The sequence below is a fragment of the Roseimarinus sediminis genome, assembly GCF_050433125.1.
GTDB classification, from domain to species: Bacteria; Bacteroidota; Bacteroidia; order Bacteroidales; family Prolixibacteraceae; genus Roseimarinus; species Roseimarinus sediminis.
This window is the reverse complement of record NZ_JBNPXV010000002.1, coordinates 103,517-128,177: the sequence shown is the minus strand read 5'-3', so window position 1 is coordinate 128,177 and position 24,661 is coordinate 103,517. Positions and strand designations below refer to the sequence as shown.

The window sequence follows — 24,661 nt, the reverse complement described above, 5'->3', positions numbered from 1 at the left end:
ACGAAATGCTACTTTTACTACTGCTTTAATTTTAAACAATCACTATGGGCACTTACAGATTAAATTCGATATGGGTACTTCTGGGAATTTTAATTGCATCCCTCCTGAGCTCGTGCACTTCAAGCATCAAACGCTACAACGAAGCGTTTGAAGAACGAAGCTATGAGGTAAGTTCTTTCAATAAAATACGGCTTCAGGGTGCATACAACGTAAGCATTGCCCAGGACAGCACACCAGCTTTTAAAATGGAAGCATCGGAGGAAAATCAGAAGAAAATTGAGGTTTGGGTTGAGAATGAGACCTTAAATGTAAAAACCCGTTCCACCACCATCACCACCGAGGAGGTAAAGCTCAACATCACCATCGACCAGCTTGAACTGCTTAAAATTGAAGGCGGCGTTTTTCTGACCACCGACGGCTACATCGAGGTGGAAGATCTTGAAATTCTGGTTGAAGGAGGAGCACACATCGACATGAAACTAACAGCCAACACGCTGAGAGCCCGCTGTGAAGGAGGCGTTAACATGGAATTTGAAGGGGTTACAGACGAATTTCATGCCACCACCGAAGGAGCGGGAAATATTGATGCCGATCAGCTAAAATCAAGAATTGCACGCTGCAAGGTAGCCGGAGTAGGCAATGCTTCGGTTTATGCAACCGAACAACTCGATGCTACCGTTGAAGGGCTGGGAAAAATTGCCTATCGCGGCAATCCGGTCATTAACAAGCAGGTAAGCGGAATTGGCATGGTGTATAAGAAATAAAACAAGGTGCATCGCCGGCAAACGGCACGATGCACCTTTCTTTTTTATTGACTTAATTTGTATCAGCCTAACAGGGCCACCATCACTGCCTTAATGGTGTGCATTCGGTTTTCGGCCTGATCGAATACAATGGAATGTTTGCTTTCGAAAACTTCGTTGCTCACTTCAAGCCCGTCGAGTCCGTATTTCTCGTACAGTTCTTTTCCCACCCTGGTTTCCACATCGTGAAAAGCAGGCAGACAGTGAAGAAATTTCACTTCAGGATTGCCGCTAAGCTCAAGGAGCGCCTTGTTCACCTGGTATGGCAGTAACTTCTTAATGCGTTCATCCCAAACACTGTCTGCTTCTCCCATCGACACCCAAACATCGGTATAAATAAAATCGCAGCCTGCTACCGCTTCTTCTCTGTTTTCGCTGAGCAAAATTTTAGCTCCACTTTCAGCAGCAAGTTCCCTGCACTGTTTTACCAAAGCAGCATCGGGCTGAAATTCTTCGGGCGCACATGCCCTGAAATCCATTCCCATCCTGGCAGCACCTACCATCAGCGAATTGCCCATGTTATTGCGGGCATCACCTACATAACAAAAGCTAATCTGCTCAAGGGGCTTATCGCAATGTTCCTGCATGGTCATAAAATCGGCCAGTATCTGTGTTGGATGAAATTCGTTGGTTAAGCCATTAAAAACCGGCACCCCTGCAAATTGGGCCAGTTCTTCCACCACCGTCTGAGCAAAACCACGGTACTCAATGGCATCGTACATGCGGCCAAGCACCCGGGCAGTATCTTTCATACTTTCCTTATGACCAATTTGTGAGCCCGAGGGCCCCAGATAAGTTACATGTGCCCCCTGATCGAAAGCAGCCACCTCGAATGCACAACGTGTACGGGTCGAGGTCTTTTCAAAAATGAGGGCAATGTTCTTTCCCTTTAGCTGTTGTATTTCTGTCCCCTCGTATTTTTCCTTTTTTAGCCGATGCGAAAGTTCCAGCAGATAAGCTATTTCATCCTGGCTGTAATCGAGCAGTTTCAGAAAGTGTTCATTTTTCAGTTTCATTGTATTTGTCTTATTGGTTATTTTCACTGCAAAAAACTAATCGTAGTTCATTGTAATTTTCGACCCAAACGATTTATCTTCGAGCTTCCGCGCTTCAGTGATGACGCTTTTCTCGCCGCCATTTTCGATAAAACGCAATGCGGCCCTTATTTTGGGCTCCATACTCCCTTCACCAAAAGTACCATCGTTCAGGTACTTCACGGTATCCTTGTAATCGAGAAATTCCAGTTTTTCCTGTTCCGGCTGTCCATAATCCTTATAAATAAAAGGAACGTCGGTGAGTATGTATAATTCATTGGCACCAATTTGTGTTGCCAGAACGGAAGAAGCCAAATCCTTATCGATTACGCCATTCACGGTTCTCACATTGTTTTCTTCGTCGTAATAGACAGGAATACCACCTCCACCGGCAGCAATTACGATCACTCCCTGATCGACCAGCTGTTTAATGATGGGCCAGTTCATTACACTGCCAGGAGCCGGCGATGGAACCACACGCCGGTAGGCACCATCCTTTTTGGCCGTTGGTTTAAACATCCAGCCTTTGTCTTTACTTAAGGCATCGGCTTCGCTCTTCGAATAAATTTTCCCTATCCGTTTCGAAGGATTCGAAAAGGCGGGATCGTCAGGATCGACGAGCACCATCGACACCATGGTTACAATTTCGCGTTGAATGCCATATTTGTTCAGCACATTTCGCATCATGCGTTCAATCATGTAGCCAATCCCTCCTTGAGAATCAGCAACACAAACATTCAAGGGCATTTGCACTATGCCGTAAACCTGTTCACCTGCATCATTACGCATTAAGATATTTCCAACCTGAGGACCATTCCCGTGCGTTATCACCAGGTTGTAACCATCGCGCAGCAAATGCACCAGATTTTCGATGGTTTCGTTGGTATTGGCTTCCTGCTGTTCGATCGATCCCATTTCATCACCTCTTAGCAGGGCATTTCCGCCAAGGGCAACAACTGCCAGTTTAGTCATATTTGTTCGTTTCGTATTTGCGACTAACTTACGATAATGAAAATGCAAAAAAACTGATATTTTTCGTGTTCATCAGCGGCGCTCCATTAAACACTTTAAAATACACAAACATCGACTGGCAGTCCATTCATTCCGTTTAAACAGATATCCATACTTTAAAAACATGCACTAAGTCACTGATTTTATTTCAACTGCCGAATGCCCTAAAATACGCAATCAATACCCGCGTTGAAAATTCTCTCCGCTTTTGAATGGCATTCGGCCATGCTCGTTTCATCTATTTTGATAAATTTGCATTCGAAATTAAAGAACGATTAAAAGCAGCATGGCGAAACAAAAAAAAGCAGGCGCTACGAATCCGAAAGACAAAAAAAGACCAACAAAGCAGACCAGTTCTCCAAACCCGGTTCGCAGGGAACAACTGCGACTCATTACAGGTTTCGTTTTACTGGCCCTGTCGATGTACCTGCTTTTTGCTTTTGGAAGTTTCCTGTTCAATGCCGCAAGCGACCAGAGCAAACTGGGAATTGAATGGTGGCAGTTGGTCAAAGATGCTTCTATTAAAGTTGAAAACATAACCGGTAAAACCGGCGCCTGGCTGGCCGATGTGTTTATCAACCGATGGTTTGGTCTGTCTTCCTTCCTTTTTATCTATTTATTGACCTTGTACGGATTCCGCCTGCTGCACCGCGACATCAAAACACTGCTGTCGAAAACCATTAAAACCCTTTTACTCATTGTGTGGCTATCGGTCATGCTGGGCTATGCTTTTGGAAGCCGTTACCACGACATGCATATTTATCCCGGTGGAAGTTATGGATTTCATCTTTCACAATGGCTGAATTCAATAAGCGGGAAAATTGGTACCTTCTTCATTCTCTTAATAAGCATTTTATCCTACCTGGTTTTTGCAGTGGATGGCTTCATTCATCTTTTTAGAAAAAAGCCAGGCAACCCCGAAGGAGAACTGTTCGACAACAACAATGACCCTGCGACTCTTGCTAAAAAAGAAGAAATTAAAAGTGCCCGGGCAAAAGACAAAAGAGCAACTGAGAAATTTGCACTGGAAGAGAACGGCGATGAAATCTTTCTTAGTGATGATGAAAGTGCAAATGAGAAGACAGCCAATGAGGATGATGTTAGGGAAATAGAGCTCATACAGCATGAAGATGAAAATGTGCACAAGCCAGGCACCAATCAGGCGGCTGATCAAAGTGAAGGGGAGCAAATCGAAACCAAAACCCTGCGATCGGACGACGAGGACGATCAATTGGAAATGACCGTCGAAAAGAAAGAAGAGGTAGAGGGTGAATATTCAAATCAACCGCTCGATGACTATGACCCGACGCTTGACTTGTCGCATTACAAATATCCCACCCTTGACCTGCTCGAAGAATATGCTCATTTGAAATCGGAAGTAAGCGATGACGAACTAATTGAAAATAAAAACCGCATTGTTGAGACCCTTCGTAATTTCAAAATTGAGATTATCAAAATCAAGGCAACAATCGGACCTACGGTAACACTCTATGAAATTGTTCCTGCACAGGGAATCAGAATTTCAAAAATTAAAAACCTCGAAGACGATATCGCACTAAGCCTTTCTGCTTTGGGAATCAGGATCATTGCGCCCATTCCGGGTCGCGGAACCATCGGTATCGAAGTTCCCAACCGCAGCCCGCAGGTGGTTTCGATGCGCTCAATCATTTCATCAAAAAAATTCCAGGAAACCACTGCCGAGCTCCCCATTGCCATGGGGCGTACCATCTCGAACGAAACCTTTGTTTTCGATCTCACCAAAATGCCGCACATTCTGGTAGCTGGTGCTACCGGGCAAGGTAAGTCGGTAGGACTCAATGCTATCATTACTTCTATTTTATACAAGAAGCACCCTTCACAGGTAAAATTTGTCTTCATCGATCCCAAGAAGGTGGAACTAAACCTTTATGCATCCATCGAGAATCATTTTCTGGCCAAATTACCCGATGCCGAAGAACCCATTATTACCGATTTTGAGAAGGTAAAAGCAACGCTCAACTCGGTGGGCATTGAAATGGACATGCGTTACGACCTGCTTAAAACAGCCCATGCCAGAAACATCAAGGAATACAATAAAAAATTCATTCAACGCAAACTGAACCCTGAAAAGGGTCACCGTTTTCTGCCTTACATTGTGGTAGTGGTCGACGAGTTTGCCGATCTGATCATGACGGCCGGCAAGGAAATTGAACTTCCCATTGCACGAATTGCCCAGCTGGCCAGGGCGGTTGGCATCCACATGATCATTGCCACCCAGCGTCCTTCGGCCAACATCATTACCGGCATTATCAAGGCCAATTTCCCTTCGCGTATTGCCTTTAAGGTAGCTTCATCGATCGACTCCCGAACCATACTTGATCAGTCGGGTGCCAATCAGCTCATCGGAAAAGGCGACATGCTTTTTGCTGCCGGAAGTGAAGTGGTTCGATTACAATGTGCACTGGTCGACACCCCTGAAGTGGAAAGTATTTGTGAATTCATCGCCAATCAGCAAGCCTATCCTACCGCCTTCCTGCTGCCAGAATATGTTGGCGACGAAAGCGATGCCCCAGGCGCTGTCGACATGAACAACCGGGATGAATTTTTCGATGATGCCGCCAGAGTGGTAGTGCTCAACCAACAAGGCTCAACATCGATGATTCAGCGTAAATTCTCGATTGGCTACAACAGGGCCGGTCGAATAATGGATCAATTGGAAGCAGCCGGAATAGTAGGCCCGAGCGAAGGCAGCAAAGCACGACGGGTACTTATTCAGGACGAGTACAGTTTGGAACAATTATTGAACACGCTTTAAGAAATTAGTATAAATAGAGAACAAGATTTATTTAAAAATACGACAATGAACACATTTTTTGCATGCCTGCTATTACTTGTCTCAGTTCAGCTTTCGGCCCAAAGCAACCAGGCTAAAACCATTCTGGATAAAGTTTCGGAACAAACCAAAAGCTATAAAAGCATCACTGCCGATTTCGACTTTAACATGATTAACCGCGAGGTCGATATCAACGAAAGCAACCAGGGAAACATTATTATACAGGACAACCAGTACCAGCTTTCCTTAAGCGGTATTAAAATTTTCAATAATGGTGAAAGCCAGTGGACCTATATGCAAGATGCCGGAGAAGTGAACATTTCAGATGCCGGAAATCAGGATGAAGGCACCATCAACCCGGCCAACATTTTTACCATTTACGAAGAAGGATATAACTATCAATACCTGGGAGATGCATCGTTCAACCAGCGAAAGGTATATCAGATTGAACTGATCCCCACGCAGGAACAGGAATTTTCAAAGGTGATTCTGGAAATTTATCGCGACGACTACCAGATCGCCAAAGCCACCATGATGGCTAACGATGGAAATGAATATGAGATCGTCATACGAAAAATGAATACCGAAAAGACCTATCCGGCTTCAACCTTTACTTTTAACACCAGCGAGTACCCGGGTGTCGACGTAATCGACATGCGTTAAGGTAAAAAGCTTTCAATCGCCAAACGATACGAATCGAGCCCAAAACCCATAATGCTGCCTTTACATGAAGGGCCAATCACCGACTCATGTCTAAAATGCTCCCGGGTTAGAATGTTCGATATATGAACTTCAACAACTGGTGTTTTAATGGCTGAAATAGCATCACGAAGTGCAACAGAAGTGTGCGTATAGGCGCCTGCATTGAGAATTATTCCGTCGTAAGAAAAACCTGTCGAATGCAATTGATCGATCAGTTCGCCTTCAATATTCGACTGAAAATATTCCAGTTCAAGCTGCGTAAACCGCTTTTTAAGACTGGTAAAAAAGCTTTCAAAGTCCGAATCTCCGTAAATGCTCTTTTCCCGAACACCCAATAAATTCAGATTGGGCCCGTTAATAATAATGATCTTCATCTTAAAACCAAATTTAACTCATTCATCAATAATTCATTAATGTCAATCAAAGCAACATAAAAATATTGAAGCTTTGAAGAACCAAAAGTATCTATTATTGTTAATCTTATAAACAATTAAATTAAATAATATGAAATGGGAAGAAAGCATCAAAGGATTTGAAGAGTATCTGCGTCTGGAGAAAGCGCTCTCTCAAAACTCGATAAATGCATATATTAATGATATAAACAAGCTGCTTGACTTTTTAAAGCAAAGCTACAAAGGCATTTCACCACAAAAGGTCAAATTGAATCATTTAAAAAGCTTCATCGAGTGGCTCAACGAAAAAGGAGTTAGTCCGCGCACCCAGGCCAGAACCATATCTGGCATTAAATCGTACTACAAATACCTGTTGATCGAAGAAAAAATCAACAGTGATCCGACTGCATTGCTCGAATCGCCTAAAATAGGACGCAAACTGCCCGATGTACTCAGTACCGATGAGATTGACGGACTGATTGATGCCATCGATGTCGACAAACCCGAAGGGCAACGCAACAAGGCCATCCTTGAAACCTTATACAGCTGCGGGCTCAGAGTCTCCGAACTGGTCAACCTCAAAGTTAGCAACCTGTTTTTTGAACAGGGCTATATCAAAATTGAAGGAAAAGGCGATAAGGAAAGGCTCGTGCCAATCAGCGAAAGAGCCATGCTGGAAATTAAAAAATACCTCGAAGGTTATCGTAAGACCCTGAAAATTGTTCATGGTGCTGAAGACATACTTTTCCTTAACCGACGCGGACAAAAACTAAGCAGGGTGATGATTTTTACGATCATAAAAAATCTTGCCGGTAAATTAAACCTCAATAAAAAAATCAGTCCTCACACTTTCCGTCATTCCTTTGCTACGCACCTGATCGATGGTGGTGCCGACCTCAGAGCCGTACAGGAGATGCTTGGACATGAATCAATTTTAACTACGGAGATTTATACACACCTTGATCGTGAATACCTTAAAGATACCATCAATCAGTTCCATCCACGATCATAGTGTACTATTTAGATACTTTCATACAGGAAGGCATGTTTTTTAACTAAAATTTAACATGCCTTCCTGAACTTTTTGCACCCAAACAAGCAACTCACCTCCAATAATTTATTACCATTTTGTATTTTATGTTTACCTCAATAAGGTAAGCACTCCTGCCATGCGATTTCGATTGAACCCGTTTTAAGCTTAATTAAATTAAATTTGTTGGTGAGGCACAAGCCTCAATTCTTAATCATCTATAAACTACCATACAATGTCAAATCTAGATTTAAGTAAGTACGGGATTACTGCTGTAAAGGAAATTGTGCATAACCCGTCGTATGAACAGCTTTTTGAAGAAGAAATGAAGCCGGGGCTCGAAGGATTCGAGAAAGGCTACCTCACTGAGCTCGATGCTGTTAACGTTATGACGGGTGTATTTACCGGACGCTCACCAAAGGACAAATACATTGTCGAGGATGAAACAACCAAAAACACCATCTGGTGGAACAGTCCGAAAGCTCCAAACGACAACAAACCAACATCACCCGAAGTATGGAACGATTTAAAAGAAATCACCACCAAACAACTTTCGGGAAAGAAATTGTATGTTGTTGATACTTTTTGTGGTGCCAACGAAGATTCACGTTTAAAAGTTCGTTTCATCATGGAAGTAGCCTGGCAGGCACACTTCGTAAAAAACATGTTTATTCGTCCAACTGAAGAAGAACTAGCCAACTATGGCGAGCCTGATTTCGTGTCGTTGAACGCTTCGAAAACGACCAACCCAAAATGGAAAGAACATGGTCTGAACTCAGAAGTTTACACTGTTTTCAACCTGACAGAAAAAATGCATGTTGTGGGTGGCAGCTGGTATGGTGGCGAAATGAAAAAAGGAATGTTTGCCATGATGAACTACTACCTGCCGCTAAACGGAATGGCCTCGATGCACTGCTCGGCCAACGTGGGACAGGACGGCGATGTAGCCATTTTCTTCGGCCTTTCGGGCACCGGAAAAACAACCCTTTCGACCGACCCCAAACGCAAACTGATTGGCGACGATGAACACGGATGGGACAACGACGGCATCTTCAACTTCGAAGGCGGATGTTATGCAAAAACCATTCACCTCGACAAAGAATCGGAACCGGACATTTATGCAGCCATCAAACGCAACGCTTTGTTAGAAAATGTAACGGTTGACCAAAACGGTAAGATTGACTTCGACGATAACTCGGTAACCGAAAACACCCGTGTATCGTATCCTATTTACCACATCGAAAACATTGTTAAACCCGTTTCGAAAGCCGGACATGCCAACAAGGTCATTTTTCTTACTGCCGATGCATTTGGTGTAATGCCTCCGGTTTCAAAACTGACTCCTGAGCAAACCAAATACCATTTTCTTTCGGGCTTCACAGCCAAACTGGCGGGAACAGAGCGTGGCGTAACCACTCCACAACCTACCTTCTCAGCTTGTTTTGGTGCCGCTTTCCTTTCACTTCACCCAACCAAATACGGCGAAGAACTGGTAAAGAAAATGGAAGAACACGGAGCAGAAGCTTACCTGGTGAATACGGGATGGAACGGAACAGGAAAACGCATTTCGATTAAAGATACCCGTGGTATCATCGATGCAATCCTCGACGGTTCAATCGAAAAAGCAGCGACCAAGCAAATTCCAATTTTCAACCTTAAAGTACCAACAGCCCTGCACGATGTTGATCCCAACATCCTCGACCCACGCGACACGTATGCCGACGCATCACAATGGGAAGAAAAAGCCAGGGATCTGGCCAGTCGTTTTATCAAGAATTTCGAAAAATATACCGACAACGAAGAAGGAAAAGCCCTGGTTGCAGCAGGACCACAGCTCGACTAAACATTCACAATTTAAATACTTAAAACCCGGTTCCTGACCGGGTTTTTTTTGTTCCATTTTATTACTTTAGTGGCCAACAAAAACCAACAACACCATGAAAAGAACTTTTATACTAAGCTTATTCATTGCATTAGTGCTTTTATCAGCCTGCAATCAGAATAAAAGCCAAAACACTTCGGCTGAACAAAGCCTCGATGTTGCCGGCTTACTTGCCAGTGTTGACCAGCAAATCGACCAAAGCATCAGCCTTAGCGGCACCGTCAACCACGTTTGCTCCCATTCGGGCCGCCGTTGCTTCCTGATCGACTCTACCGGCGAATACTCCATCAGGGTGGAAGCAGGCGGAGCAATTGAAAGCTTTAGCAAAGAGCTCATGGGTACCACCATTGTTGTTAAGGGGATATTGAAGGAAAACCGCCTGAGTGCTGCCGAAATCGATGAGATGGAGGTGGAAGTGCTGGAGAAACACCCCGAAGATGCCGAAAGCGACGGAGAAACCTGTAGCGCCGAAATGTCCAACATCAACAAAATGAGAGCCTGGATGAAGGAACATGGCAAAGATTATTATGCCATTTACTATGTTGAAGGAAGTGCTTATGAATTGGCTCAATAAGAAAAATTTACGAAAATGGCTCAGGTTGCTACACCGCGACCTGGGCTTTTTTGTTGTCGGCCTCACCCTGGTGTATGGCATTTCAGGTTTTATCCTGAACCACAAAAAGACCAGCGAAGATCCTGCTTTCAAAACAATTTCGTTCGAAGAACAACTGCCCCCGCTGCTCACTGTTAGCGAACTGACGACTGCCTTTCAAAAAGAATTTGCTACCTATACGCTTAATAAAGTCCTTCCAACTACCCAGCGCTACCAGCTTTTTCTGCAAGGTGGTGTAGGAAGTTATGTTCCTGAAACGGGGCAGCTCACCTTCGAAATCTACCAAAAGAAACCTTTGATCTATTTTTTCAACAAACTTCATTACAACCAGAAAAACCACTGGACAGCCCCTGCCGACTTTTTTGCATTTGGCATGATTTTTCTGGCCTTGTCGGGCATTTTCATGGTAAGAGGGAAAAAAGGGCTGACAGGCAGTGGAAAATGGTACCTGTTAGCAGGTTTTGTTCTGCTGATTCTGTATGTGTGGTTGTAGTGCTTAAAGGAAGGACAACAAGGTTCAAAACCTTACTTTTAAACTCAAACTTTGCGCCCTGGCGTCTTTGCGTGCTTTTTTTCACGCAAAGGCGCCAGGACGCAAAGATGAATTGATACTAAAAAACTTACGATTAAAATATTCCCATTTTTTCATCTCCACAGCACAACTTAGCTGAAATACTTTTAAATCGACAGCAACACACCTCGTGGCTTATTTTTGACGTATGAACTGGCATCACAGCAAAAAAGTTAGCAGAAAGAGCTCTTTTTGGCGCTTACACCATCGCGAGTTCGCTGAAAGAGTTCTAAAGCAGGAAAATATTTTTCTTCGGACCTGCAAGAACGATTTTTTGCTTACAACACATAAAAAGTTGCCTGAAATAATTCTTTCCGGCAACTTTTTATGTGTTGAATGTTGAAATAATTTTTCTGAGCGTCTCAACACGTTTCGCGAAGCCAAAAAGACGTCTTTCAGGCGTCAACACGTTTTGTTGGATCAAAAAATACTTCTTTCAGGTCTCAACAAGCGTTGAGTTGAGCTTTAGCGTTATTTTAGCGAGCTTTTGGTCAGAAGGTAATGTTTCAAACGCATTTTTGTTTTATTAAGGGCTTGCCTTCAGCAAAATTAAAATTTTACTTTATTCCAGGTTTTAGAAATGGTGAGACCATTACATTTTCAAAACCAATTGCCATAGTAACGTAACCCATTCATAGCAATCCCAGTGATAAAGTTTCAATTAAACATTTTTTTGATATCTTGTCACAGAGCTGCTGTTTGCATACTATAATATTTTTTACTTTTACAACAATACTAAAAAATCATTATGTAAGCATCAAATCCCCATAATATGAAAATGAACCGGATTTTTACTCTGCTGCTTATTTTACTATTCAACTCAGTTTATGCACAGAATAAGGCAAATGAAGACTTAATGCATGACGGAATTAATTTACGAGAGAAAGGCAGATACAACAAAGCAATCAGAACTTTTGAAAAGGCAATGGTAAATTCCGACAACCATCTGATTTACTATCATCATGCCCTTACTTGTTTTCGAAAAAACAAAATTGACAAAGCATATAATTCCGCAATTAAAGCACTTACAATCAACCCCCTGCACACAGACAGCCATCTGATTTTAAGCAAAATAATGATTCGAAAAGAGTCAAGATTAAAAGCAATGCTACCCTTGTATTTCTTTTTAATCTTAGAATTCGATTCAAAAAGAGCTTCAGATGCCCGTCAGGATTTACAAAACCTTACCAACAATAGCTTTTCGGATACTCCCGATCAAACAACGAATATAACTATCAGAATGGATAAAGAAGATACAGGTTTTATCACGGCTGAAATGATGATGCTTGACTATCGTAATTCACTAGCTTATGCGAAAAATGATTTTTCGGAAATGGAATTATTTATCAAATACAGCAATCAACTTTTTAACACGCTCTGGAACATCAAGTCTGACTCAGGCTTTTGGTGGGAGTTTTATATACCATTCTTCCATGAAATGGCACATTCCGGTTATGTTAAGCCATTTTGTCATCACATCTCAGTATCGGTTTACGATGAAAGCATCAGCTGGTTAGAAGAAAACCAGGAAGAAAATTTGAAATTCACGACCTGGCTATCATCCCAACTCGATCAAGCCGGCAAGCCCTAAACTTTTGCCAGCTCTACCGTGAAGTGGCGAAGAATGGGTGCTTCGCTGGTGATGCGTAGTCCGGTAGTAATGGTATCGCGTTGCTCGTATATATTTTTTAAGCCGGCTACCACAACATCCATGTGCAAATTGGTATACACCCTGCGCGGAATGGCAAGGCGCAGCAACTCCAATCTCGGATAACGGTTTTCGCGCGTCACCGGGTCACGGTCGGCCAACAGGGTGCCGATTTCAACAGCCCTCACTCCTGCTTCGAGATACAGAATGCAGGCCAGGGTTTGTGCCACATATTCTTCGCGGGGCACCTTGTGCAGAAAGGCTTTGGCATCGACAAAAATGGCATGGCCGCCATAGGGTTGCTGAACGGGAATTCCGGCCTCGCTAAGTTTCCGTCCCAGATAATGCACCTGATTGATGCGGGTTTGCAGGTAATCGAATTCCGTCCCTTCGTCGAGTCCCGCAGCCAGTGCCTCCATGTCGCGACCCGCCATGCCGCCGTAGGTAACATAGCCCTCAAACATAATGTCGTAGGTTGAAGCCTGCCGGTAATGGCTTTCATCTTTAAATGCCATAAAACCACCGATATTGACAATGGCATCCTTCTTCGAGCTCATGGTTGCCATGTCGGCATAGCGGTACATTTCACGCACAATTTCCTTGATGCTGTGCTGTTCATATCCTGCTTCCCTTTCTTTGATAAAGTAAGCATTCTCGGCAAAGCGTGCCGAATCGTAACAAACCGGAATGTTATGGCGATGTGCCAGTTCGTAAACGGCCTTCATGTTGTCAATCGACACCGGCTGCCCGCCCGATGAATTACAGGTTACAGTTAAGATGATCATCGGAATTTTTTCGGCACCGTGCTCTTCTATCACGGCCTTCAGTTTCTGAAGATCAACATTTCCTTTAAAACGATGTGGATTGCTAATGTCAAAAGCTTCATCGATGGTACAATCGATGGCTGTAGCTTTCCGGAATTCGATGTGACCCTTGGTGGTATCGAAGTGGGAGTTGCCGGGAACAATGTCGCCGGCTTTAATGAAGGTTGAAAAAAGTACATTTTCGGCAGCCCGCCCCTGATGGGCCGGTAACACATGCTCGAAACCCATGATGTTGTGAACGGCATCGCGCATACGGTAAAAGCTTTTTGCCCCGGCATAGCTTTCGTCGGCCTGCATCATGGCCGCCCACTGGTTTTTGCTCATGGCTCCCGTACCTGAGTCGGTCAGCAAGTCGATGAATACTCTTTCACTCGGCAATTTAAAGAGGTTGTATTTGGCTTCGGCGAGCCACTGAACCCGCTCTTCGCGGGTGCTGCGATAAATGGGCTCCACCATTTTGATACGATACGATTCGGCGAATGGTAATTCCATGCTAAAGTCTTTTAATGAAAAAAATTAATTGAAAACTGCACAATCAATTATCCATTAAAAGCATCCCGCCTTTTAATGCATTCGAAGCGATGTAGAATTTTAATCTGCAACCTCATGGTTGTATGATATGATTTTGCGTAAAGTTAAAAGCTTTGCTGGTGGAATGCGATGACAAACATCAGTTGGGCTTTTGCAAATGCTTTTAGGCTTCAGGGAGCATCCATTCAATTGCTTACAAAACCACCGGCAGGCGCCGGCCAAGCGTAATCTCCGACGGACTTACCAGGGCCTGCACTGCGAACAGCTCAACACCGGCAGCCGCAGCTTTTCGTAAACCCTTAGCATAATCGGGGTCAATTACTTCGGCAGGCCCGAAATGGCTCACATCGCTCCGCTGAACAATGTACAGCATTACAGCACGCATGCCTTCGGCTTTCACCCTGATTAAGGTTTCGAGATGTTTCAATCCCCTGCTGGTAACAGCATCGGGGAAAAGCGCGGCATCGCCCACTTTCATGGTCACATTTTTCACTTCGACGAAGCAACTTTCTTCTTCGTTGGTGGCCATCAAATCGAAACGACTGTCACCCCATTTGACTTCCCGCTTAACGAAATCATATCGATCAAGTCCGGGAATCAGCTTTTTACTAAGCGCTTCAAAAGCCAGCTGATTAGGAACAAGGGTATTAATGCCCACCCATTTTGCATTGATTTTAATCATTTCCCAGGTATAACGGGTTTTGCGTTTAGGGTCGGCAGCCGGTGACAGATACACTTCGGCTCCCTCCTCGATACAGCTTTTCATGCTGCCCGAATTGGTGCAATGAGCGACAACCCTTGTTCCATCGTCAAGCTCAATATCGGCCAGAAAGCGCTTGTAGCGCCTGATCAGTTTTCCATGTATTAAATCGCTTTTGAACTCCATTGTTACTATTTCAATGAATGAATCAATAATTGCTTGATTGAATAAGCTTAACTGTCATCCTGCAAATCTGAAATCATAAAAATACCAGTTTTCCCAACAGTTGAAACACTATTTTGCTCCTACTTCTCGTTCTTAACAATAAATTTCTTAACTTAATCTGCACTTTACTCACTAAAACTACCTGTCATGATCATAAAATTTTTAGGTGCCGCCCGCGAAGTAACCGGAAGCAAACATCTTATTATTACACAGAAAGATAAAAAAATACTGTTCGACTGCGGACTGTATCAGGGTAAAGGAATGGAAACCGACAGCCTGAACCGTGAGCTGGGTTTCGACCCAAAAGAAATCGACCACATTGTTCTGACACATGCCCACATCGACCATTCGGGTTTGATTCCCTACGTTTACAAGCTGGGTTTCAGAGGCTCGGTAATTTGCACCAATGCCACCCGTGATTTGTGTGCCATCATGCTGGCCGATTCGGGAGCCATTCATGAAGCCGATACCGTTCAGTACAACAAAAAGCTGGCTGCCCGCGGCTTGCCACCGGTGGAGCCCATTTACACCAAAAAAGATGCGCAAAAATGTATGGAACTCTTTATTGGTATTGCTTACGAACGTAAATTCTACATCGATGAAAATATCAAAGTACGCTTTACCAACACCGGCCACATGCTGGGAAGCGGCGTTGCTTTTTTGGAAGTAAACGAAAGCGACGGCTTAAAACGCATTGCCTATACAGGAGATATAGGACGGAAAAACAACAAAATACTCAGTCCCCCGGCAATCTTCAGGCAGTGCGACTACCTGATAACCGAAGCCACTTATGGCGATCGCCTGCACAAAGACCAGCAATCGGCCCGCGAGGATTTGTTAAGAATAATCAAACACACCTGTATTGAGAAAAAAGGAAAACTGGTCATTCCATCGTTCAGCGTGGGGCGCACCCAGGAAATTGTGTACACCCTGAACCAGTTATTCAACGAAGGGAAACTTCCACGTATCGACATCTTTGTCGACAGTCCGCTGGCCATTAATGCCACCGAAGTTTTCCGTATGCATCCCGAGTGCTTTAACGATGCCCTGCTCGACGAAATGCATTTCGACCCCGATCCCTTTGGTTTTAACCGCCTTTACTACACCCGCAGTGTAAGTGAATCAAAAAGAATCAACGAGCGGAAAGAGCCCTGTGTAATCATCGCCGCTTCGGGCATGATGGAAGCAGGCCGCGTAAAACACCATTTGGCCAACACCATCAGCAATCAACGAAACACCATTCTGGCGGTGGGTTATTGTGCTCCCCGTACCCTGGGAGCAAAAATATTGAGGGGAGCCGAAGAGGTATCGATTCATGGCAACGTATATCCGGTGCGGGCCGAAGTCTTCCGCATTGATGCCTACAGTGGTCATGGCGATTATAAAGAAATGATTGAATTTCTCAACTGTCAGAACAAGGAAGAAATTAAAAAGACCTTCATTGTTCATGGAGAATACGAAGCACAGCTTGCCTACAAAGAACATCTTGAAAAAGACGGATTTTCCAATGTAGAAATTCCCGAAAAGGGAAACTGGTTTGCTTTATAAAATGTATTTAAGTTGAATGGCCTAAAGTTTCCGTCGTTTTACCGATAAGAAGAAGCAATTGGCTCCATTTCAGCCTACTTTTGGTTTTGTTAAAAAAACGAAGCCATGAAGATTACGATAGTAGATGGAAATCTGCCTACTGCCCAAAAACAGCATTTCACAAACGATATGGCCCTGGAGCTGAAGCGCAGGGGCCATGAAGTATTTATATTCAAAATCAGTGAAAAGAAAGTCAACTATTGCAACGGTTGCTGGAATTGCTGGTTGAAAACGCCCGGCCGCTGAGTCCATCACGACGACATGCCAGGGTTGTACCGAAGCTATTTGCAGGCTGATCTGGTACTGCATTATTCCCCTTTAATAATGGGCTTTGTTTCAAGTTTACTGAAAACAGTGAACGACCGCAGCATCCCGCTGGTTCATCCTTACGGTGAACTGGTTCAGGGGGAATGCCACCATATGGCGCGTTACGACGCCTACCCCTTGCTGGGACTAATTGTTGATCCTGACGATGCCGATGAGGAAGACCTCCGCATTACCCGAATCTTGTACGAACGAATGGCCCTGAACCTGAAAACACGCCTTTCACTTTTCTCAAACACATTGCGGTCCATGAACGAACTGATCTCCGAAATCGAAGAGCAGGCAACTGAAATGAAGCTCAAATCGTCTCATCATCAGATTCTGCAAACCGTTTAAGAATAAAACCGTGAATTTTTAAATTGAAATAATACAAAATGAAACTAACGATCTTCAACGGTTCACCTCGCGGAACCAAGAGTAACTCAACACTATTAATTGAGCAATTTTTAAAAGGATACCATGATTACGCTAACAATAACACTCCTGTTCATTATCTGGCAGCAACTGCGAAAACGGAGGAACACCTCCGGGCAATAAAAGCAGCCGACTTCGTGCTGATAATCTTTCCGCTTTATACCGATGCCATGCCCGGCCAGGTTAAACTGTTTTTTGAATCGCTTGAGCCACTTCATTTGAAAGACAAGAAAATCGGCTTCATTGTTCAGTCAGGTTTTCCCGAAGCCTATCATTCCATTTTTGTAAAACAATACCTCGAAAAGCTAAGGCATCGTTTGGGCTGTCAGTACCTCGGCACAGTAATCAGGGGAGGCATCGAAGGCATTCAGGTAATGCCCCCGTGGATGACCCGGAAAGTATACCGAAGCTTTTTAGAGTTGGGACATTGTTTTGCGCTGAATGGAGCGTTCAATACCGACCTTGTTGAAAAACTGGCAAAGCCCTACCGCATGAGTGCAGCACGAAAATTCGGGTACAGACTGATGCTCAAAACCGGCCTGGCCAATCAATACTGGGATCAGCAACTGAAAAAAAACAAGGTATATGAACAGCGCTTTGCTCAACCTTACGCTTAAGATATTTAATACGATAATTATTGAAAGATTTAGAAGAAAGCCGATCTACGGGAAACGACTTTAACCGTGCCTGCTTATTTCCATCAAACTTTGATGATTCACTATGTGTATGTCTTTTTCATTCAGTTCAATCAGACCATCTTTTTCGAAGCGCTTAAGCAGCTTCACTGCACTTTCGGTTGATACCCCGGCAAAATCAGCAATTTCTTTACGCGTGAGCAATTGAAATAGATCACTGTGTTCATTCCTCAGCGAATCGAGATAAAGCAGGGTTTCGGCCATTCGGCCATTCATTTGCTTGTACAACAGCTTACGCAGCTTATCATACAAATTAACATTCTGTTCAAAATAACGTTTCGAAATGCTCATGGCAAACTCACCATTCTGATTACACACCTGGTTAATTGCCTCATTCTCGATTAGAAATACCTGACAATCGGTGATCGCCACCGATGAATAATCAAAATGCTTGCTGGAAAAGACCGCTGAAAGGCCAACAAATTCACCCGGTTGAATGATCCTTAAATTGTGACTTTTCTGCCCGTCATCCTCGATGTATTGCCGGGCAATTCCTTTAATTACAAACAGGGTATACGAGGTAAATGCCCCCTGCTTGGTCAGGTTATCGCCTTTTCGAAATAAAATCTGGGTTTTACTGTTGCGAACCAAATCAACCTCACTGGCCGATAAGGTTTGAAAACAGGGAGCCTGGATGTCACAGATAAAATCGCTGTCGGTCGAAATGATGGTTTTCATCTATTCTTCTTTTGTTCGGTAAAGTTAGAATTATATCAATAAAAAAGTTGTCGCAATTCAATTAATAGCTTGCTGTACCCGCTACGCTTTTGCTTTCACGGCTGCCCTGGCGGCTGTATTTTTGCACCGTCGGATTAATAAAAGTAAAGATGCTTTACACGAACTTAAAACATATCGAAACAGAACAGGTTCATCAGGACATAATTAATGAACACAGCAAGGTGATCATCATTTGTGGCCGCATGGGCACTTATTCGATTCCTGTTTACCGGATTGCCGAACAATTACAGGTGTTTTATCCCGAAGTAAAATTTTTTGATATGGAATACGATAATCCTGAATCGGCATTTTTGTGTGAATTAGCAGGAGCCGGCGCCCCGCTTCAACTGCCCTTGATATTCTACTATCAAAACGGCCTTATGATTCACCATACTGCCGGCAATCAAAGTAGCGAACAAATTACAAGCCTGATCGAATCGCTGTTTGAATTGCAGCCGGTAAGCAATTCGATGGCCAAGGTATAAATTGATTTAAGAATAAAACAAAAGAAAAAGATATGAAAATTGTACTACTGATTTTAGGCAGCCTCGTTGTTCTGTTCATCGCACTACGCTGGTTTGCCATGCGAAAAATTAAGAATGCTCCTCTGGTCGACGATCATCAGAAGATTGTCACCCTGAGTGATAAAAACTTTGCACTGAAAACTAAAAATAAAATAATGCTGGTCGACTTTTGGGCAGCATGGTGTGCCCCCTGTCGTTTGATGGCACCGGTTTTAAACGAAGTAGCTGAAAATCTCGAAGGAAATGCGCTGGTTGGAAAAGTAGACATTGAAAAGTACCAGTCGCTGGCACAGCAATTCAGGGTGAGAAGCATTCCAACGCTCATTCTTTTCAAAAACGGGAAAGAGATCAAACGCTTTGTTGGAGTAAAAAACAAAGATTTTCTTATTAATGAAATACAGAAAGCACAGTAACAACCATAATCGATAAAACAAGATTGTTTCGTAATAAAAGAGAATAAAAATGGAAAAAGAAAAAATTGTAATCATAGGAGGAGTTGCAGCCGGTGCTACCGCAGCAGCCAAGGCACGTCGCATTTCCTCTTCTGCCGAAATTGTAATGCTTGAAGCCGGACCCGATGTTTCGTTTGCCAATTGTGGCCTGCCCTACTACATCGGAGGCGACATTAAAAGCCGTTCGAAGCTGATTTTACAAAGTCCCGAAAGCTTCAAGGAGCAATACGATGTAGATGTGTATACCAACACAGCAGTAAGTACCATCGACCGCGAAAATCGCACCATCAAGGCACGCAACACCCAAAGCGGGAAAGAACTGATATTTGAATACAGCAAACTGATCCTGGCTCAGGGTGGACGTCCGGTAAAGCCCGATCTTCCGGGAGCCGGCAACGACCATGTGTTTACGCTATGGACCCTTGAAGACATGGACAAAATTTCTGACTTCATTGAAAAACGTCAGCCCAAAAAGGCAGTTGTTGTTGGAGGGGGTTTTATTGGTCTCGAAATGGTTGAAGCGCTTGTAAAAAGAGGCTTAAAGGTCGATGTGGTGGAAATGATGCCCCATGTGATGTCGCTGATGGAAGCCGAAACAGCCGGTTTCATCGAAAACGAACTCTTGTCGTACGGAGTGGGTGTACATACCAATGCCGGAGTAAGTGCCATCAACAGTACTTCGGTTAGCCTCAACAACGGAAAGTTGCTCGATGCCGACATGGTATTGCTTTCAATCGGGGTACGCCCTACCCTGCAGCTGGCAAAAGATGCCGGACTAGAGCTGGGTGACGCTGGTGGTTTACTCGTTAATTCCAATCTGCAAACTTCCGATCCTGACATTTATGCAGGTGGCGACATGGTGGAAATTGAGCACCGTGTAAATGGTATCAAAGTACGTATCCCGCTTGCCGGGCCGGCCAACCGCCAGGGACGTATTGCAGCCGAGAATGCCCTGGGTGGAAATCATGCCTACAAAGGAGCCATTGGCACTTCGGTGGTAAGGGTTTTTGAAGCAGTAGCAGGAACTACCGGCTTATCGTTGAAACAAGCGCGTGCTGCCGGCATCGATGCCGATGCAGTGGTAGTGCACAAAGAACACCACACCTCCTACTATCCGGGTGCCGAAACAGTTAGCACCCTGCTGGTGTACGACAAAAACGACGGGACCATTCTGGGGGGACAAACAGCCGGCTACAAGGGTGCCGACAAGCGCCTCGACGTGCTGGCCACTGCCACGGCAGCCCGCTTAAAGGTGAGCGACCTGGCCGATATCGACTTTGCCTATTCACCGCCGATTGGTACTGCAAACGACGCCTTGAACATGGCTGCTTATACGGCCGAGAACAAAATGACCGGCTTTAGTCCATCGCTCACTGCCAGCGAACTCGATGCCTTTGTTGCCGGAAAGAATCCGGTATTCATCGATGTACGCGATGTATTTGCCTTTGAAAAATCTCACATCGAAGGAGCCTTGCATTTGCCGCTTGAGATCCTGCCACAAAAATTAAATACCCTTCCTGAAAACCGTTTACTGATTGTATACGACGAAAGTGGTAAAAAAGGTCACCAGGCCCTCCGTACCTTAAAGGGAGCAGGATTCGATCAGGTGATCAATATTTCGGGAGGACATACTTCGCTGCAACGGCATGCCCGCACCCTGGGTTTCCAAAATCTAGAAATTGAATTGCTACCCATTGAGGAAAAGTCGCTCGAGGAAGAAACAGCAGCTGCTGAAGAACAAAGCACTGCAAAAGTGAGCAACAGCAACGAACCCATTGTGGTTGATGTTCGTACACCCGAAGAGTTTGCCGAAGGAGCCTACCCGGGTGCCATCAACATTCCGCTCGATGAACTCAATTATCGTTTTGAAGAGCTGGGCAACAATGCATCGCGCGAAATTGTTGTTTACTGTGCAACTGGTGCCCGTTCAGCCTATGCCCAGCGGGTACTGATGCAGATTGGTTACATGAAGGTGAAGAATGGTGGCGGCATCAACCAGATGATGATGAGCCGGAATGCTCAGCAGAATCAAAAAGCTCAGCCTTCGAACGAACCGCTGGTGGTCGATGTTCGTACAGCCGAAGAATTCCATGGTGGTGCCTATCCGGGAGCCGTTAATATACCGCTCGATGAACTGCAAATGCGCCTTGATGAACTGGGAAGCAAATCGAGAGAAATTACACTCTATTGTGCATCGGGTGCACGATCGGCTTATGGTCAGCGCATTTTACAACAGATGGGATATACCAAAGTGAAAAATGGCGGTGGAATCATGCACATGATGATGTCGCGCTAAATAAGATAATAAAGCACAAAAAAAACCGCTCTGAATCAGGGCGGTTTTTTTGTGCTTTATAGAAAGGATCAGCCAACCAGCTGCTCCATCACCTGATCTATTTTTTCCTCTGCAGTTTTATTCACCGCATCAAAGTCTTCGACCTTACCGAGCGGTGCTTTCACTTCGATGTAAAATTTGATTTTAGGTTCTGTTCCCGAAGGACGAACCGATATTTTGGTTCCATCTTCGGTAAAAAACTGAAGGACATTGGAAGTAACTTTCTGATTGATTTTTTCTTCCTTTCCGGTCAAAACATTTTTTGCAAGCAGGGTACTATAATCCTTCACCAACTCAAGCTTTGAACCTCCCAGTTCCTGAGGCGGAGCTGAACGGAACTTCTTCATCATATTTTCGATTTCGACTGCGCCCTGCTGACCTTCGCGAACAATGTACTTCATCTTTTCTTTCGAAAATCCGTATTCAACATAAATGGCCTTCAGCAAATCGTAAAGCGACTGTCCCTGCTCCTTGGCCCAGGCAGCAATTTCTGCCATCAGAACAATGGATGAAACAGCATCTTTGTCTCTAACAAAGTCGGCCGGCATAAATCCAAAACTTTCCTCGCCACCGCCAATGTATTTTTTACTTCCTTCGTTATCACGAATTACTTCGGCAATGAACTTGAAACCTGTATAACAGTCGAAATATTCGATCTTGTTTTTGCGGGCAATTTCGGCTATCAGTTCGGAGGTAACAATGGTTTTCACCACAAATTCATTTCCTTTGAGTTTCCCAAGTGCCTTGTACTGTGTAATAATGTAATACAAAAACAGCAGGGCTGTCTGGTTTCCGTTAATGATGATCCATTCTCCCTGGTCGTTTTTGGTACAAACGCCAATGCGGTCGGCATCGGGGTCAGTAGCCATCACAATGTCGGCATCGCTTTCAATGGCCTTTTTTATAGCCATATCCATGGCTGCAGGCTCTTCGGGATTGGGTGACACCACAGTTGGAAAATCGCCGCTTACCACATCCTGTTCGGGCACGTGAATGATCTGTTCAAATCCGGCTGCCTTCAAGGCATCGGGAACCAGTTTTACACCTGTTCCGTGAATCGGAGTATAAACAATCTTCAGATTGCTTTGCTTTTTTACCAGCTCCGGATTAATTACGACCGATACCGCCTTTTCAATAAATTTCTGGTCGAATTCCTCACCCAGCGAAATGATTTGATCATCGCTGCCATCCCATTGAATCGCTTCAACCTTTACTTTTCTGACTTCTTCAACAATCAGTTCGTCGTGTGGAGCCACAATTTGTGATCCATCGTTCCAGTACGCCTTATAACCATTGTAAGCTTTGGGGTTATGCGATGCAGTAAGAATAATCCCACTCTGACATCCCAGTTCTCTTATGGCAAACGACAACTCAGGGGTTGGACGCAGATCTTCGAAAAGATATACTTTAAAGCCGTTGGCAGCGAAAATACGGGCTGAAGCTTCGGCAAATTTACGGCTGTTGTTACGACAGTCGTGACCAATGGCCACCTTAATTTCATCGAGATCGGCAAATGCCTTTTTCAAATAATTCGAGAGTCCCTGAGTGGCAGCTCCAACGGTATAAATATTCATGCGGTTGGTACCGGCCCCCATGATGCCCCGCAAACCACCTGTACCAAATTCCAAATCACGGTAAAATGAATTGATCAGTTCAGTTTTATCCTCATTGCTGAGCATTGCCTGAACCTCATTACGGGTATCCTGATCAAAAGTATCACTGAGCCACTTCTTTGCATTTTCTTCAACCAGGGCCAGCAGTTCCTTATTTTCCATATTACATTAACGATTTAATTTTCCAATACATTCTTTAAGGCTGTCGCGCCAGTTAGGAATTCCAATGCCAAATGACTGACGCACTTTACTGGTATCGAGTACCGAGTAGGCGGGCCGCTTGGCTTTGGTTGGAAATTTATCGGAACTCACGGGAATCACTTCACAATCGACTCCGGCCTGTTCGAAAATTTCTTTTGTAAAACCAGCCCATGAGCAGGTTCCCTGGTTGGCGTAATGGTAAATACCAGGCAAATACGCCTGCGGATTCAATATCGATTTAATGATGATGTCGATGATGCAATTGGCCAGATCACGGGCATAGGTTGGAGATCCAATTTGATCATCCACGACTTCAATCTGCTCACGATCGGCACCAAGTGCCAGTATTTTTCTCAGGAAATTACTTCCATATTCGGAATACAACCATGAAGTACGAATAATAACATAATCGTCGAAAACGGTTCTGATTTTTTCTTCTCCCTCAAGTTTTGAGCTTCCGTAAACCGATTGCGGATTGGGTTCATCTTCTTCGGTATAAGGGACGGTCGAAGTACCATCAAAAACATAATCGGTGGAAACATGAATCAGGAAGGCATTCTGCATAGCACAGGCGGCTGCCAAAACCTGGGGAGCCAATGCATTCACCTTACGGGCGTTTTTGACATCCTCCTCGGCTTTATCAACATCGGTATAGGCAGCGCAATTAACCACAATGGCCGGCTTACTTGCTTCCATAAATACCGATACGGCATCGGGATTCGTAATATCCAACATATCAACATCGGTAAAAATAAACTCCAGACCCGGAAAATTCTTACACAACCTCCTGAGCTCGTTTCCCAACTGTCCGTTTGCTCCTGTTACTAATATTTTACTGTTCATTTCTTAATAATAAAGTTATCTTAACTATGGCCTGCAAATGGTACTCATTTGTCTTTTCTACACAAATGAATGTCATTTTCAGGTAATTTCCAATCAAAATTTAGCAGAGAATTTGAAAAAATCCTGTTTATTGTGACATCTTATAAAACATCATCCTGAACAAAGGTGTAATTTAATT

Annotated in this window: 23 protein-coding genes; 15 read left to right on the top strand and 8 right to left on the bottom strand. The window is 44.1% G+C overall.

Annotated elements, in window-relative coordinates:
• The first annotated feature begins 44 nt into the window (after positions 1-44).
• Positions 45-764: a head GIN domain-containing protein gene (locus FHS86_RS03555; RefSeq protein WP_429411212.1), complete on the top strand. Its 720-nt coding sequence runs from the start codon at positions 45-47 to the stop codon at positions 762-764.
• 62 nt (positions 765-826) lie between these two features.
• Here FHS86_RS03555 and argF read toward each other — a convergent pair whose 3' ends face one another.
• A complete protein-coding gene (gene argF, locus FHS86_RS03550) occupies positions 827-1,819 on the bottom strand; it encodes an ornithine carbamoyltransferase (RefSeq protein ID WP_429411210.1) in 993 nt (330 codons plus the stop codon).
• Between the two features lie 36 nt (positions 1,820-1,855).
• Positions 1,856-2,809: a carbamate kinase gene (locus FHS86_RS03545; protein WP_429411208.1), complete on the bottom strand. Its 954-nt coding sequence runs from the start codon at positions 2,807-2,809 to the stop codon at positions 1,856-1,858.
• A 325-nt stretch (positions 2,810-3,134) separates the two neighbouring features.
• Between FHS86_RS03545 and FHS86_RS03540 the strand changes: the two genes are divergently transcribed.
• Both FHS86_RS03540 and FHS86_RS03535 read left to right on the top strand, forming a co-directional pair.
• Positions 3,135-5,642, top strand: coding sequence for an FtsK/SpoIIIE family DNA translocase (locus FHS86_RS03540; RefSeq protein WP_429411206.1), 2,508 nt, complete (start codon positions 3,135-3,137; stop codon positions 5,640-5,642).
• Positions 5,643-5,687: 45 nt separating this feature from the next.
• Complete coding sequence (locus FHS86_RS03535; RefSeq protein WP_429411204.1) at positions 5,688-6,323, top strand: LolA family protein; 636 nt, start codon at positions 5,688-5,690, stop codon at positions 6,321-6,323.
• On the opposite strand, the gene aroQ is transcribed toward FHS86_RS03535, so the two are convergent.
• Positions 6,320-6,736 (bottom strand): type II 3-dehydroquinate dehydratase, encoded by a 417-nt coding sequence (aroQ, locus tag FHS86_RS03530; protein WP_429411202.1) that lies wholly within the window; start codon positions 6,734-6,736, stop codon positions 6,320-6,322. The two genes, FHS86_RS03535 and aroQ, sit on opposite strands and share 4 nt — an antisense overlap.
• Positions 6,737-6,866: 130 nt before the next feature.
• Between aroQ and xerD the strand changes: the two genes are divergently transcribed.
• The 5 genes from xerD (at position 6,867) to FHS86_RS03505 (ending at position 12,441) form a co-directional block, all read left to right on the top strand.
• Positions 6,867-7,766 (top strand): site-specific tyrosine recombinase XerD, encoded by a 900-nt coding sequence (xerD, locus tag FHS86_RS03525; RefSeq protein ID WP_429411200.1) that lies wholly within the window; start codon positions 6,867-6,869, stop codon positions 7,764-7,766.
• A 253-nt stretch (positions 7,767-8,019) separates the two neighbouring features.
• Positions 8,020-9,627, top strand: coding sequence for a phosphoenolpyruvate carboxykinase (ATP) (gene pckA, locus FHS86_RS03520; RefSeq protein ID WP_429411198.1), 1,608 nt, complete (start codon positions 8,020-8,022; stop codon positions 9,625-9,627).
• 94 nt (positions 9,628-9,721) lie between these two features.
• Positions 9,722-10,240, top strand: a complete 519-nt coding sequence (locus FHS86_RS03515) for a hypothetical protein (protein ID WP_429411196.1) — start codon at positions 9,722-9,724, stop codon at positions 10,238-10,240.
• A complete protein-coding gene (locus tag FHS86_RS03510) occupies positions 10,224-10,772 on the top strand; it encodes a hypothetical protein (protein ID WP_429411194.1) in 549 nt (182 codons plus the stop codon). The genes FHS86_RS03515 and FHS86_RS03510 overlap by 17 nt, the downstream gene beginning before the upstream one ends.
• 850 nt (positions 10,773-11,622) lie before the next feature.
• Positions 11,623-12,441, top strand: coding sequence for a tetratricopeptide repeat protein (locus FHS86_RS03505; RefSeq protein WP_429411192.1), 819 nt, complete (start codon positions 11,623-11,625; stop codon positions 12,439-12,441).
• On the opposite strand, the gene FHS86_RS03500 is transcribed toward FHS86_RS03505, so the two are convergent.
• Both FHS86_RS03500 and sfsA read right to left on the bottom strand, forming a co-directional pair.
• A complete protein-coding gene (locus FHS86_RS03500) occupies positions 12,438-13,814 on the bottom strand; it encodes a tryptophanase (protein WP_429411190.1) in 1,377 nt (458 codons plus the stop codon). The two genes, FHS86_RS03505 and FHS86_RS03500, sit on opposite strands and share 4 nt — an antisense overlap.
• A gap of 232 nt (positions 13,815-14,046) precedes the next feature.
• A complete protein-coding gene (gene sfsA, locus FHS86_RS03495) occupies positions 14,047-14,739 on the bottom strand; it encodes a DNA/RNA nuclease SfsA (RefSeq protein WP_429411188.1) in 693 nt (230 codons plus the stop codon).
• Between the two features lie 186 nt (positions 14,740-14,925).
• Here sfsA and FHS86_RS03490 point away from each other — a divergent pair, with 186 nt between their 5' ends.
• The 4 genes from FHS86_RS03490 to FHS86_RS03475 all read left to right on the top strand — a co-directional run bounded on the left by FHS86_RS03490 (position 14,926) and on the right by FHS86_RS03475 (position 17,720).
• Positions 14,926-16,326: an MBL fold metallo-hydrolase RNA specificity domain-containing protein gene (locus FHS86_RS03490; RefSeq protein ID WP_429411186.1), complete on the top strand. Its 1,401-nt coding sequence runs from the start codon at positions 14,926-14,928 to the stop codon at positions 16,324-16,326.
• 105 nt (positions 16,327-16,431) lie between these two features.
• Positions 16,432-16,611 carry a hypothetical protein gene (locus FHS86_RS03485; protein WP_429411184.1) on the top strand — a complete coding sequence of 60 codons (180 nt, stop codon included), beginning with the start codon at positions 16,432-16,434 and terminating at the stop codon, positions 16,609-16,611.
• A 15-nt stretch (positions 16,612-16,626) separates the two neighbouring features.
• The gene (locus FHS86_RS03480; RefSeq protein ID WP_429411182.1) at positions 16,627-17,025 is read left to right on the top strand and encodes a hypothetical protein; all 399 of its coding nucleotides are present in this window, start codon (positions 16,627-16,629) and stop codon (positions 17,023-17,025) included.
• A gap of 38 nt (positions 17,026-17,063) precedes the next feature.
• On the top strand, positions 17,064-17,720 hold the full coding sequence (locus FHS86_RS03475; RefSeq protein ID WP_429411180.1) for an NAD(P)H-dependent oxidoreductase: 657 nt from the start codon (positions 17,064-17,066) through the stop codon (positions 17,718-17,720).
• Positions 17,721-17,780: 60 nt separating this feature from the next.
• Here the strand turns inward: FHS86_RS03475 and FHS86_RS03470 are convergent, their stop codons facing one another.
• On the bottom strand, positions 17,781-18,476 hold the full coding sequence (locus FHS86_RS03470) for a Crp/Fnr family transcriptional regulator (protein ID WP_429411179.1): 696 nt from the start codon (positions 18,474-18,476) through the stop codon (positions 17,781-17,783).
• Positions 18,477-18,625: 149 nt separating this feature from the next.
• Between FHS86_RS03470 and FHS86_RS03465 the strand changes: the two genes are divergently transcribed.
• The 3 genes from FHS86_RS03465 to FHS86_RS03455 are packed head-to-tail and all read left to right on the top strand — an operon-like array spanning position 18,626 to position 21,787.
• The gene (locus tag FHS86_RS03465) at positions 18,626-19,000 is read left to right on the top strand and encodes a thioredoxin (protein WP_429411177.1); all 375 of its coding nucleotides are present in this window, start codon (positions 18,626-18,628) and stop codon (positions 18,998-19,000) included.
• A 32-nt stretch (positions 19,001-19,032) separates the two neighbouring features.
• Positions 19,033-19,452, top strand: a complete 420-nt coding sequence (gene trxA / locus FHS86_RS03460; protein WP_429411175.1) for a thioredoxin — start codon at positions 19,033-19,035, stop codon at positions 19,450-19,452.
• A 49-nt stretch (positions 19,453-19,501) separates the two neighbouring features.
• Positions 19,502-21,787 carry an FAD-dependent oxidoreductase gene (locus FHS86_RS03455; RefSeq protein WP_429411173.1) on the top strand — a complete coding sequence of 762 codons (2,286 nt, stop codon included), beginning with the start codon at positions 19,502-19,504 and terminating at the stop codon, positions 21,785-21,787.
• Positions 21,788-21,855: 68 nt separating this feature from the next.
• Here FHS86_RS03455 and FHS86_RS03450 read toward each other — a convergent pair whose 3' ends face one another.
• Both FHS86_RS03450 and rfbD read right to left on the bottom strand, forming a co-directional pair.
• The gene (locus FHS86_RS03450) at positions 21,856-23,601 is read right to left on the bottom strand and encodes a phospho-sugar mutase (protein ID WP_429411171.1); all 1,746 of its coding nucleotides are present in this window, start codon (positions 23,599-23,601) and stop codon (positions 21,856-21,858) included.
• Positions 23,602-23,607: 6 nt separating this feature from the next.
• Positions 23,608-24,483, bottom strand: a complete 876-nt coding sequence (rfbD, locus tag FHS86_RS03445) for a dTDP-4-dehydrorhamnose reductase (RefSeq protein WP_429411168.1) — start codon at positions 24,481-24,483, stop codon at positions 23,608-23,610.
• Positions 24,484-24,661: the final 178 nt, after the last annotated feature.